This is a genomic window from Streptomyces sediminimaris (assembly GCF_047049295.1).
In the GTDB taxonomy this organism is placed as follows: Bacteria; Actinomycetota; Actinomycetes; order Streptomycetales; family Streptomycetaceae; genus Streptomyces; species Streptomyces sediminimaris.
Window position 1 is genome coordinate 1,431,016 of the sequence record NZ_JBJWOT010000001.1, and the last position, 12,056, is coordinate 1,443,071.

Here is a 12,056-nt window from a genome sequence, read left to right on the forward strand (position 1 = left end):
CGTGACCGGCAAGTCCGACGTCGCGGCCGACACCCTCGAGGGCGGTCCGCGGCGCGGGCGCGTGCGCGCGGGCCGCGGCGGGGTCCCGCTGCCCCTGCTGCTGCCCGCCCTGATCGGCCTGGCCTTCCTGCTGCTGCCCCTGCTCTCGCTGCTCCTGCGGGCCCCGTGGAGCACCCTGCCGGAGCAGCTGACCAGCACCGAGGTGTGGCAGGCGCTCAAGCTGTCGCTGCTGTGCGCCACCGCGGCGACCGCGGTGAGCCTGGTCCTCGGCGTCCCGCTGGCCTGGCTGCTGGCTCGCACCGACTTCCCCGGACGCGGCTTCGTCCGCGCCCTGGTGACCCTGCCCCTCGTGCTGCCTCCCGTGGTCGGCGGCGTGGCCCTGCTGTTCGCCCTGGGCCGCAACGGCGTGATCGGCCAGTGGCTGGACTCCTGGTTCGGCGTCACGCTCCCGTTCACCACCACGGGGGTCGTCGTGGCGGAGAGCTTCGTCGCGATGCCGTTCCTCGTGATCAGCGTCGAGGGCACGCTGCGCGCCGCCGACCAGCGCTACGAGGAGGCAGCCACCACCCTGGGCGCCTCACGCTTCACCGCGTTCCGCCGGGTCACCCTGCCGCTGATCGCCCCGGGCGTCGCGGCGGGCGCGGTCCTCGCCTGGGCGCGGGCCCTGGGCGAGTTCGGCGCGACGATCACCTTCGCGGGCAACTTCCCCGGCCGCACCCAGACCATGCCCCTCGCCGTCTACCTGGCCCTGCAGAACGATCCGGAGGCCGCCGTCGCCCTGAGCCTGGTCCTGCTGGCGGTGTCGATCGCGGTCCTGGCGGGCCTGCGGGACCGTTGGATGACGGCGTCATGACGCACACGCCCGGAGGACCGCCCGATGCCGGACACCAGCCCACGGACCGCCTGATGCCGGATTCCCGCCGCGCGGCGGCCGACGGCGCTCGCCCCCCGCGGCGGCCACCCGCATCCGACGCGCCAGGCGCGGGCGGTGCCGCGGAACCGGCCGGAGGCGCCGCGCCCGCGCCGCGCCCGCACCCCACGGACGGCCTCGACGCCCACCTGGTCGTCGACCGCCACGCCTTCCGCCTGGACATCTCCCTCACCGCCGCCCCCGGAGACGTGGTGGCCCTGCTCGGCCCCAACGGCGCGGGCAAGACCACCGCCCTGCGCGCCCTCGCGGGCCTGGTCCCCCTCACCCGCGGCCACCTCCGCCTGGACGGCGCGGAGCTGAACGGCACACCCCCCGAGCACCGCCCCGTGGGCGTCGTCTTCCAGGACTACCTCCTCTTCCCCCACCTCACCGCCCTCGACAACGTGGCCTTCGGCCCGCGCTGCCGGGGCGCGACGAAGGCGGAGTCCCGCGCGCAGGCGGCCGAGTGGCTGGACCGCATGGGACTGAGGGATCACGCCACCGCCAGGCCCCGCCGCCTCTCCGGCGGGCAGGCGCAACGCGTCGCCCTGGCCCGGGCCCTCGCCACCCGGCCCCGGCTGCTGCTCCTGGACGAGCCGCTCGCCGCCCTGGACGCCCGCACCCGGCTCGAGGTACGGGCGCAGCTGCGCCGCCACCTGGCCGAGTTCGAGGCGGTCGCGGTCCTGGTCACGCACGACCCGCTGGACGCGATGGTGCTGGCCGACCGCCTGGTGGTCGTCGAACACGGCCGCGTCGTCCAGGAGGGCTCCCCGTCCGGCATCGCCCGCCGTCCCCGTACCGACTACATCGCCCAGCTGGTCGGCCTCAACCTCTACAAGGGGCGGGCTGACGGCCACACCGTCCGCCTCGACGCCGGCCCGTCCATCACCACCACCGAGGACCTCCGCGGTGAGGTCTTCGTCGCGTTCCCGCCGGGCGCGGTCACCCTCTTCCGGGACCCGCCCACCGGCTCCAGCGCCCGCAACCACTGGCGCTGCGAGGTGGCCGGCCTGGAGACCCACGGCGACCAGATCCGCGCCGGCCTCACCGGTGAGCTCCCCCTCGCCGCCGACCTCACCACGGTCGCCGCGGCCGAACTCGACCTGCACCCGGGCGCACCGGTCTGGGCGACGGTCAAGGCGACGCAGACGCACGCCTACCCGGCCTGAGGCGCCTCCCGCACTACGGTGAGGAGCCATGACCCTGAGCATCCGCAACCAGCTCCCCGGCACGGTCACCGCCATCACCCGGGGCGAGGCCATGGCCACCGTGAAGGTCCGCCTCGACGGTGGCCAGGAGATCACGGCGGCGATCACGCTGGAAGCCGTGAACGACCTGGGCCTCACCCGGGACTCCGCCGTGCGCGCCCTGGTGAAGTCCACCGAGATCGCCCTCTCCGCCTCCCCCGTCGAGGGTCTCTCCATCCGCAATCGGCTGCCGGGCACGGTCACCGCCGTCGCCTCGGGACCGGCCATGACCTCCGTGAAGGTCTCCGTCGACGGAGGCGAGCTGACCGCCGCGATCACCACGGACGCCGCCACCGAGCTGGGCCTCGGGACCGGCTCCGCGGTCGTCGCCCTGATCAAGTCCACCGAGGTCTCGCTCGCGACCGCCTGACCGGGGGCCGGCAGCGGGACGCGCGAGGGCCCCGCCGAAACGGGGCCCTCGCGCCGGCGCCCGGTCTCAGTCCTCGTAGGCGTCCAGCGGCGGGCAGGAGCAGACCAGGTTGCGGTCACCGAAGGCCTGGTCGATCCGGCGCACCGGCGGCCAGTACTTGTCGGCGGCGGACACCCCGGCCGGGAAGACGGCCTCCTCGCGCGGGTACGCGTGCTCCCATGCGCCACCGAGCACGGCGGCGGTGTGCGGGGCGTTCCGCAGCGGGTTGTCCTCGGCCGGCCACTCGCCCGCCCCGACCTTCTCGATCTCCGCGCGAATGGCGATCATCGCCTCGCAGAACCGGTCCAGCTCGGTCAGGTCCTCGGACTCGGTCGGCTCGATCATCAGCGTGCCGGCCACCGGGAACGACATCGTCGGCGCGTGGAAGCCGTAGTCGATCAGCCGCTTGGCGATGTCATCGACGCTCACACCGGTCGCCTTGGTCAACGGCCGCAGGTCGACGATGCACTCGTGCGCGACCAGCCCGGCGGGGCCGGTGTAGAGCACGGGGTAGTGCGGCTCGAGCCGCTTGGCGATGTAGTTGGCCGACAGCACGGCCACCTGCGTGGCCCGCTTCAGCCCCTCGCCGCCCATGAGCCGGACGTACGCCCACGAGATCGGCAGGATGCCCGCGCTGCCCCACGGCGCGGCCGAGACCGGCCCGACCCCCGTCTGCGGACCCGCGGCCGGCTGCATCGGATGGTTGGGCAGGTACGGCGCCAGGTGTGCCCGTACGCCGACCGGGCCGACGCCGGGACCGCCGCCGCCGTGCGGGATGCAGAACGTCTTGTGCAGGTTGAGGTGGGAGACGTCGCCGCCGAAGTGGCCCGGCTTGGCGAGCCCCACCAGGGCGTTGAGGTTGGCGCCGTCGACGTAGACCTGACCGCCGGCCTCGTGCACCCGCGCGCAGATGTCGGCGACGTGCTCCTCGAACACGCCGTGCGTCGACGGGTACGTGATCATCAGCACCGCCAGCTCGTCACGGTGCTGCTCGATCTTCGCCCGCAGGTCCTCGACGTCGATCTCGCCGTCCTCGGCGGTCTTCACGACGACGACCCTCATGCCGGCCATGACGGCGCTGGCGGCGTTGGTGCCGTGCGCCGACGAGGGGATCAGGCACACGGTCCGCTGCTCGTCGCCCCGGGCCCGGTGGTAGCCGCGCACCGCGAGCAGGCCCGCCAGCTCACCCTGCGACCCGGCGTTGGGCTGCAGCGACACCTGGTCGTAGCCGGTGACCTCGGCGAGCCGTTCCTCCAGCTCGTGGATGAGCGTGAGGTACCCGCCGGCCTGCTCGGCGGGCGCGAAGGGGTGCAGCTGCCCGAACTCGGGCCAGGTGACCGGCTCCATCTCCGTGGTCGCGTTGAGCTTCATGGTGCAGGAGCCCAGCGGGATCATGCCGCGGTCGAGCGCGTAGTCCCGGTCGGCCAGCCTGCGCAGGTAGCGCAGCATCGCGGTCTCGGAGCGGTGCTGGTGGAAGACGGGGTGGGTGAGGACGGCGTCGGCGCGCAGCAGGCCCTCCGGGACCGCGTCCCCGGCAGCCGCGTCCAGCGCCTCGATGTCGCCCTCGGCCCCGAAGGCGCTCCAGACGGCGGCCAGCTGGGCGCGCCCGGTGGTCTCGTCGCAGGCGACCGACACGTGGTCGGCGTCGACGAGACGGAGGTTCACGCCGTTCTCCCGCGCGGCGGCCACGACCTCGGCGGCGCGTCCGGGCACGCGCGCGGTGATCGTGTCGAAGTAGGAGCCGTGCACGGTCTCCACGCCGCCGGCCCGCAGGCCCTCGGTGAGGATCACGGCGTAGCGGTGGGTGCGCCGCGCGATGGTCCGCAGACCGTCGGGCCCGTGGTAGACGGCGTACATTCCGGCCATGACGGCGAGCAGCACCTGCGCGGTGCAGATGTTGCTGGTGGCCTTCTCGCGCCGGATGTGCTGTTCGCGGGTCTGCAGCGCGAGCCGGTAGGCCTTGTGCCCGTCGGCGTCCACGGAGACGCCCACGAGCCGCCCGGGGAGGCTGCGCGCGAACTTCTCGCGCACCGCCATGTAGCCGGCGTGCGGCCCGCCGAAGCCCATCGGCACGCCGAAGCGCTGCGTGGTGCCGACGGCGATGTCCGCGCCGAGCTCACCGGGCGACTTCAGCAGCGTCAGCGCGAGCAGGTCGGCGGCGACGGTGACGAGCGCGCCCAGCTCGTGCGCCCGGTCGATCAGCGGCTTGATGTCGCGTACGGCACCGGAGGCGCCGGGGTACTGCAGCAGCACGCCGTTGATCTCCCGCCCGGCGACGTCGGCCGGGATGCCGTCGGTGAGGTCGGCGACCACGACCTCCACGCCGGCCGGCTCGGCTCGGGTCTCGATCACGGCGATGGTCTGCGGCAGCACGTCCGCGTCGACCAGGAACAGACCCTTCTTGTTCCTGCCCATGCGCCGGGACAGCGCCACGGCCTCGGCGGCGGCCGTGCCCTCGTCGAGCAGCGAGGCACCGGAGGTGGGCAGTCCGGTGAGATCGGCGACCATGGTCTGGAAGTTCAGCAGCGCCTCGAGCCGGCCCTGCGAGATCTCCGGCTGGTACGGCGTGTAGGCGGTGTACCAGGCCGGGTTCTCCATCACGTTGCGCAGGATGACCGGCGGCGTGAAGGTGCCGTAGTACCCGAGCCCGATCATGGAGTCGAGCACCTGGTTGCGGTCCGCGAGCGAGCGCAGCTCGGCGAGCACCTCGGCCTCGGTACGGGCGCCCGGCAGGTCCAGGGCGTCGGCGTTCTTGATCACGTCCGGGACCGCGGCGGCCGTGAGCTCGTCCAGCGAGCCGTAGCCGACCTGCGCGAGCATCTTGGCCCGGGCCTCGTGGTCGGGGCCGATGTGACGCTGTTCGAAGGGAATCCCCTTCTCCAGCTCGGTGAGCGGAATGCGATGCGGGGTCATTGCGGAGGCCTCCTGGTCGACACGACCTTCGAGGGGCACCACGGCGCGGGTACCCGGACGGCCTCCCCCTCTGTCATCTCAACCTGAGAGCTTCACCGGGTCGCCCGAGAGCTCCCGGCTTTCACCGTCGGTGAGAGCGGAAGCCGTCGACACCCGCCCTGCTTTCCAGAGTGACCTCGTCCGCGCGGTACGTGTGCCTGAGAGATTCCGGGGAGGATTTGCTCCTTCGGCGCCTCCGATGTCGCCTGGAGGACTCTCCCGCACGGGGTCAGCAGCCGTTGTCAGCCTACCAGCGCGCACAAAGGCCGGTCCTTCGAGTGGCCACCTCGGCCGTTGTGCTCTTTTGTAGTGCTTACGGATGAGTTGCGACCAAGTGGAGGGACCGTGCAGACCGAGATCGATCCGCGCAACCTGATCGGCCGCAAGGCGTTCGACCGCAACGGCGTCAAGCTCGGCACCGTCGACGAGGTCTACCTCGACGACGCGACCGGGGTGCCGGAGTGGGCGGCCATACGCACCGGCCTGTTCTCCCGGGACGCCTTCGTCCCCCTGGCACCCAGCGAACTGGTCGAGGGAACCCTGCAGGTCCCCTTCGACCGCACCCTGATCAAGGACGCCCCGGACTTCGGCGTCGGCCGTCACCTCTCCCCGGAGCAGGAGCTGCAGCTCTACCACCACTACGGCCTCGACACCACCACGCCTCCCTCCGCCCCGGACCGCTCCTTCGGCAAGCTCGCGGGCACCGGGGACGCCGACGCCTAGCTAGGACACCTCGGCGAAGGTGGTGCCGGGCCCCCGCGCCACCAGAGGCAGCGGATCCGCCGGCTCGAGACCGGGGTCGTCGGTCCTGAACGTCCGCACCCGCCCGGGTGGTGAACCGGGCGTCTCGAACCGCACCGTGACCCGTCCCAGGCCACTGCCCTGCACCCATCCGTGCCCGAACTCGCCGTGCCGCACGTCGTGCCCCGAAGGCCAGCGCCGCTCGGCCGGCACCGGCTCCGCCTCCGCGGGTTCGTCCGCCGGCTCCGCCTCCACCGGCTGCGCCGTCCCCTCCGCCGCCGCCCGCTCCGCCCGCTCCCCCGCTGCCTGCGCGAACAGGTCCTCCTGCGTGAAGTCCGCGAGCCCGCTGACCCCGACCCCGAGCAGCCGCACCCCGCCCGTGGTGTCCACCGTGTCCAGCAGCCGGGCCGCCGCCTCCCGCACCACCGCCGGATCGTCCGTGGGCCCGCGCAGCGTCTCGGAACGCGTCAGCGTCGAGAAGTCGTAGCGCCGCACCTTCAGCACGATCGTCCTCCCCGACAGTCCGGCGCCGCGCAGCCGCCGCACACACCGGTCGGCCAGCCGCTGCACCTCGAGGCCGACCCGCAGCCGGTCGTGGATGTCCACGTCGTAGGTGTCCTCGACCGACACCGACTTGGTCTCCCGCTCGGCGACCACGGGCCGGTCGTCGTGCGCCAGCGCCATGGCGTACAGCGCCTGCCCATGAGCCCTGCCCAGCAGCCGCACGAGCTCGTCCTCGCCCGCCTCGGCGATCTCGTCGACGGTGCTGATCCCGGCCCGTCTGAGGTGGTCCCCCGTCGCCGGCCCCACCCCCGGCAGCGTCCGTACCGGCATCGGCCCGAGCAGCGCCCGCTCGGTCCCCGGCTCGATCAGCACCAGACCGTCCGGTTTGGCCTCCTCGGAGGCGATCTTCGCGAGCATCTTGGAGGCGGCGAGCCCCACCGAGCCGGTGAGCCCGGTCCCGGCGCGTATGTCCGCCCGCAGCTTCTCCCCCACCAGGCGGGCCGACGCGTCGTCCCAGGCCACCTCCCCGGCCTCCAGATCCACGAAGGCCTCGTCCAGGCTCAGCGGCTCCACCAGCGGCGACAGCGCGTGCAGCAACGCCATGACCTGCTCGCTGATCGCCTTGTAGAAGCCGAAGCGTGGCACCAGACAGGCGGCGTTCGGCGCGAGCCGCCGTGCCTGCGCCATGGGCATCGCCGACCGCACCCCGAACACCCGTGCCTCGTACGAGGCGGTCGCGACCACCCCGCGCGGCCCCAGCCCGCCCACGATCACGGCCTTCCCGCGCAGACTCGGCTTGGATGCCTGCTCCACCGAGGCGTAGAAGGCATCCATGTCGAGATGCAGGATCGTGGCCGCGTTCCTCACAGGTCCGATGCTGCCCCATGCCACTGACAATGGCCTCCTACGGCCGCCCGGTCGCGCCGCGAGGCGGCCGGGCGGGTCGTCAGACGGCCCGGTTGCGCCGCCGCGCCAGTTCGTCCGCCGGGTTGTGCCCGATCAGGGTCTCGCCGGTGTCGATCCGCTCACCGTGCAACTGCGACAGCGCGTTCTCGACGTCCCGCCAGACCACGCCGACGGCGATCCCGAAGATCCCCTGGCCGCCCTGGAGCAGTGCGTGCACCTCGTCGGGAGAGGTGCACTCGTAGACCGTGGCACCGTCGCTCATCAGCGTCATGCGCTCGAGGTCCCTGAAGCCCCGCTCACGCAGGTGCCGCACCGCGGTGCGGATGTTCTGCAGGGACACACCCGTGTCCAGGAACCGCTTGACGATCTTCAGGACGACGACGTCGCGGAAGCTGTAGAGGCGCTGCGTCCCCGACCCGTAGGCGGGCCGCACGCTCGGCTCGACGAGCCCGGTACGGGCCCAGTAGTCCAGTTGCCGGTAGGTGATGCCGGCCGCCGCGCAGGCGGTCGGCCCGCGGTAGCCGATCTCCTCGGACGCCATGGGGGCCACCCCTCCGCCGCTCGGCACGGCCGCCGGTCGCTGCGGAGCGTGCTCGGCCGCGCCTCCCTGCTGGGGATACCCCCCGCCCGAGCGGAGCCGAGAGCCAGGGGGAGGGTACGGACCGCTCTCCCCCGGACCGCGTCCAGAGGCTCCCCCAGCCGTACCGTCGCCGCTACTTCTCACGCCGACCTCCGTCCTTGACCTGCCTCCTCGACGGTAGGCAGCCGCCAGGGGTGCGTCAACGACCGCCACACTCGGCACGCCGAGTGATAATCACCCTACGAGTGGTTTCCCGCTCCGGATCACGGGGAAAGACTGGCCGAATGGCTTCTCGAGGAGCCGTGGGACGCTCTCACCGGCCGCCGGCGTGGGTCCGGCACAGGACAGCAGCTGTACCGCCCCGGCCGCCGTCCGGCCCCGTCACCGGCCCTGGCCCCGCCGCCGGGCCGCGCACGTCTCACCGACCCACTCGTCCCGATCTTCGACCGCCCGTCCCGATCACTGATTGCTCGTCCCGAAGTCCTCCGGCGAGATCTGGTCGAGGAACTCGCGGAACTTCTCCACCTCGTCCTCCTGCTCGTCCGGGATGGCGATGCCCGCGTCGTCGAGCACGCCGTCACTGCCGTAGATCGGCGTGCCGGTGCGCAGGGCCAGCGCTATGGCGTCGGACGGACGGGCGCTGACCTCGACTCCGCTGGCGAAGACCAGCTCCGCGTAGAAGACGCCTTCGCGCAGGTCGGTGATGCGCACCTCGGTGAGCTCCTGACCGACGGCCTCCAGCACGTCCTTGAAGAGATCGTGGGTCAGCGGTCGCGCGGGGGCCATGCCCTGCTGGGCGAAGGCGATCGCCGTCGCCTCGCCCGGCCCGATCCAGATGGGGAGGTAGCGGTCGCCTCCCACTTCACGCAGGAGCACGATCGGCTGGTTGGAGGGCATTTCGACCCGGACACCTACGACATCGAGCTCGTTCACACAGTAACCCTAGGACGTGCCCGGGACGTTTGGGTAGTCGGGCAGACAACGGGGGGACGATCCGGCCTGCGCTCGCGGGCGGTATCAGGGCCGTCACGCACCGGATCAAGGCAGTCGCACAGCGGATCAGGGCAGTCGCACACCGAGCGCGGTCTGCACGAGCGCGGCGTGCAGCTTCACCGTGAGCGCCGCCAGCTCCTTCGTGCGGGCTTCGGCGTGTGCCCTGGTCTGCGGGTTGCGGTGGCGCTTCAGCGGGGCCACCACCTGGTCCACGAGGCCCGCCTCACGCTCGGCGGCGCCCTTCATGGCTCTCAGGTGCCGCGGCTCGATCCCGAAGCGTCCGAGCTCCACGACGAGCGACGCCACGGTCACCGCCTCCGCGTCGTACGTCCCGTCCGGCTGCGGGGCGAGGAGCCCGTACGACTCCCACTCCTCGAGCTGCCGCTCACCGATCCCGGCGGCCGCGATCAGCTCACCCCGCCCGATCCGGGCCGCCGTGGGGCCCACGGGCGCCTCCACCAGGGGCTCGCCGTCCCGCTGCCGCCCCACGGCGGGCAGGCGTACCGCCTCACCGCGCTCCATGGCGTCCAGGTGCTCGCGGATCACCTTGAGGGGCAGGTAGTGGTCCCGCTGCATCCTCAGCACGTAGGCGAGGCGCTCGACGTCGTCCGGGCTGAACTTGCGGTACCCCGACGGGGTGCGCCGGGGCTCGATGAGCCCCTCGGACTCCAGGAACCTGATCTTGGAGATCGTGACTTCGGGGAACTCGTCGCGCAGCACGTTCAGCACCGTGCCGATGCTCATCAGACTGTCCGTGGCGGCGGTACCGTGACCGGCACCGCCGCTCGGTGTTCGCAGCATGGCCATTCCCTGTGGGGCCCCAGGAACGTCTCCGGGGGCCTGGTCAGTAGCCCTGCTGGCTCGCGTAGAAAACCAGCCGGTACTTGCCGATCTGCACCTCGTCGCCGTTGTTCAGACCGACCTGGTCGATCCGCTCGCGGTTGACGTACGTGCCGTTCAGACTGCCCACGTCGGCCACCGTGAACGAGCCGTCCGCGCCGCGGCGGAACTCCACGTGGCGTCGGGAGACCGTCACATCGTCCAGGAAGATGTCGCTCTGCGGATGGCGTCCGGCCGTCGTCAGATCGCCGTCCAGCAGGAAGCGGCTGCCCGAGTTCGGTCCACGCCGCACGACCAGGAGCGCGGAGCCCATCGGCAGCGCGTCCACGGCCGCCTGAGCCTCGGGAGAGAGCGCCGGCATCTGCGTCTGGCCCGTGGTCTCCGCGTCGTAGGCCTCGATTCCGGAGATGGAGATCGTGGACGTCGTCTCCGAAGGCCGCTCGGCGGCGCCTCCCGCCCGCAGCGGCGCGCCGCAGTTGGAACAGAAGCGGCTGTTCTCCGCGTTGCGGTTACCGCACCTCGTGCACACCAGGGCCGACATAGGGGAAAACCCTCCACCCGTACTTGAGGTTGACGGTTGCCCGAAACCTATGCCGCCGGACTGCGCAGGGTCAACAGACGGCGCGCCCTGACCTCCGGAAATGTCGCCGCCCGGGCCGGGAACCTGGTCCCGGAAGAGCGGTCGCCGGCCTTCCGCGTCAGGCTGTGCGCGATGACGAGCGGTCGCGTTGGCGCTGTCCTCTCGCGCGCTCTTGCCGAACAACTTCGCAAACAACTTCACGGGCGATTCCCCTTGACCGAAACAGACCCGCCCGTGGGGCAGGACGAACCCTGATTGCATACACCGGCCGACCCGGACATCTTCACAACGTCCGTATCCACCAGACAGTTTCCACCACGCACCACCCATTCGGTGCGCCGACCCCCCGCAACCTCATGCCCTCGCCGGACGTCCCCCATGCACCGGCGGTTCACTAGGAGGACGACCGAGCGTAGTCAGGCCGCTTCGCCGCTCGCAAGGCGTCCACGACGATCTTGTCCGACCGCTCGACAGTGACGGTGGCCTGCTCCTTCTCGAGGGTCTGCACCACACCTCCCGGGATGTTGAGCGCCGGTTCCAGGTCCTCCGGCTTGCCGATGACCTTGAAACGATAGGGGGCGTTGATCTTGTTCCCGTCGATGCTCACGCTCTTGCCCGAGTCGGTGAGATAGCTGCCGGCGACGATCCGCACGTCGTCCACCTGGATCGCCTCCGCCCCCGCCGCACGGAGTTCCTGGATCGCGTCGAGCAGCATGTCCGCCTGGACCGTCCCCTTCGTGTCCTCGATGGTCATCGTGATGCCGGGCCCCTGGGCGGCCACCGTGCCCGCCAGGATGCCGAGTTGCTTCTGCTTCTCGACGGTCTGCTTGCGGGCCTCCTCGGCCTGGTCGGAGCTGTTCTCCAGCTCGTCGCGCTGCTTCACCAGCCCCTGCTTCTCGTCCTCAAGACGCTGCGTACGGTTGTCGAGTTCATCCAGGATGCGAACGAGATCCTCCTGGCGTGCGCCGCGCAGGGCGCTGTCACTGTCGCTGTTCGAGGCCACCTGGATCGCGAGGCCGAAGCCGAGTCCGAACAGCAGGACGGCGACGATGAGTTGCGCGCGGGTGATCCGCGGCGGCCAGAGCCCCTTCACCAGGCGCTGACGGCCGGTGAGTCCGCCCTGCTCGTGGCCGGGGGCCCCGGGGGCTCCCGGAGTCCCCGAGGAGCCGGAAGTCTCGGAAAGGGCGCCGGCCCCGGAAGGACCGCGAGTCCCGGAAGAACCGGAAGTCTCAACAGGCCCGGAGGCATCAGGAGTCCCGGAGGCCTCGGGTTTCTCCGCCGTGCCCGGGGCCCTGCCCGGCACCTGCGCGGCGTCACCGGCCGCCGTCGGCACCTCTTCCGGGAGTTCCCTGCGCAGCCTGTTCTCCGGCGTCTCGCCCTTGTCGCTCATCGGC

At 71.9% G+C, this 12,056-nt stretch carries 11 protein-coding genes and 1 riboswitch; of the genes, 4 read left to right on the forward strand and 7 right to left on the reverse strand.

The genetic code is table 11. The features are described 5' to 3' along the window. Window position 1: 1 nt before the first annotated feature. From modB to ACJ9NR_RS06725, 3 genes are read left to right on the forward strand one after another with little or no spacing between them, the layout of a single operon-like run. Window positions 2-853, forward strand: coding sequence for a molybdate ABC transporter permease subunit (gene modB, locus ACJ9NR_RS06715; protein WP_412489224.1), 852 nt, complete (start codon window positions 2-4; stop codon window positions 851-853). Between the two features lie 53 nt (window positions 854-906). Beyond that, window positions 907-2,079 carry an ABC transporter ATP-binding protein gene (locus ACJ9NR_RS06720; RefSeq protein ID WP_412489223.1) on the forward strand — a complete coding sequence of 391 codons (1,173 nt, stop codon included), beginning with the start codon at window positions 907-909 and terminating at the stop codon, window positions 2,077-2,079. Between the two features lie 28 nt (window positions 2,080-2,107). Continuing rightward, window positions 2,108-2,527, forward strand: coding sequence for a TOBE domain-containing protein (locus ACJ9NR_RS06725; RefSeq protein ID WP_412489222.1), 420 nt, complete (start codon window positions 2,108-2,110; stop codon window positions 2,525-2,527). 66 nt (window positions 2,528-2,593) lie between these two features. On the opposite strand, the gene gcvP is transcribed toward ACJ9NR_RS06725, so the two are convergent. Then, complete coding sequence (gcvP, locus tag ACJ9NR_RS06730; RefSeq protein ID WP_412489221.1) at window positions 2,594-5,479, reverse strand: aminomethyl-transferring glycine dehydrogenase; 2,886 nt, start codon at window positions 5,477-5,479, stop codon at window positions 2,594-2,596. A gap of 175 nt (window positions 5,480-5,654) precedes the next feature. Further along, window positions 5,655-5,750, reverse strand: a riboswitch (glycine riboswitch). Between the two features lie 113 nt (window positions 5,751-5,863). Here gcvP and ACJ9NR_RS06735 point away from each other — a divergent pair. Beyond that, window positions 5,864-6,241: a PRC-barrel domain-containing protein gene (locus ACJ9NR_RS06735; protein ID WP_412489220.1), complete on the forward strand. Its 378-nt coding sequence runs from the start codon at window positions 5,864-5,866 to the stop codon at window positions 6,239-6,241. Here the strand turns inward: ACJ9NR_RS06735 and ACJ9NR_RS06740 are convergent, their stop codons facing one another. The 6 genes from ACJ9NR_RS06740 to ACJ9NR_RS06765 all read right to left on the reverse strand — a co-directional run bounded on the left by ACJ9NR_RS06740 (window position 6,242) and on the right by ACJ9NR_RS06765 (window position 12,052). Further along, window positions 6,242-7,630 carry a DNA polymerase IV gene (locus ACJ9NR_RS06740; protein WP_412489219.1) on the reverse strand — a complete coding sequence of 463 codons (1,389 nt, stop codon included), beginning with the start codon at window positions 7,628-7,630 and terminating at the stop codon, window positions 6,242-6,244. It abuts the gene before it with no gap. A gap of 79 nt (window positions 7,631-7,709) precedes the next feature. After that, window positions 7,710-8,393 carry a MerR family transcriptional regulator gene (locus ACJ9NR_RS06745; protein ID WP_412489218.1) on the reverse strand — a complete coding sequence of 228 codons (684 nt, stop codon included), beginning with the start codon at window positions 8,391-8,393 and terminating at the stop codon, window positions 7,710-7,712. Between the two features lie 315 nt (window positions 8,394-8,708). Next, a complete protein-coding gene (locus ACJ9NR_RS06750) occupies window positions 8,709-9,182 on the reverse strand; it encodes a bifunctional nuclease family protein (RefSeq protein WP_067026588.1) in 474 nt (157 codons plus the stop codon). Window positions 9,183-9,308: 126 nt separating this feature from the next. Next, window positions 9,309-10,043, reverse strand: coding sequence for a transcriptional regulator FtsR (gene ftsR, locus ACJ9NR_RS06755; protein ID WP_412489217.1), 735 nt, complete (start codon window positions 10,041-10,043; stop codon window positions 9,309-9,311). 43 nt (window positions 10,044-10,086) lie between these two features. Next, complete coding sequence (locus ACJ9NR_RS06760; RefSeq protein WP_412489216.1) at window positions 10,087-10,992, reverse strand: zinc-ribbon and FHA domain-containing protein; 906 nt, start codon at window positions 10,990-10,992, stop codon at window positions 10,087-10,089. A 64-nt stretch (window positions 10,993-11,056) separates the two neighbouring features. Then, window positions 11,057-12,052: a DUF881 domain-containing protein gene (locus ACJ9NR_RS06765; RefSeq protein WP_412489215.1), complete on the reverse strand. Its 996-nt coding sequence runs from the start codon at window positions 12,050-12,052 to the stop codon at window positions 11,057-11,059. Window positions 12,053-12,056: the final 4 nt, after the last annotated feature.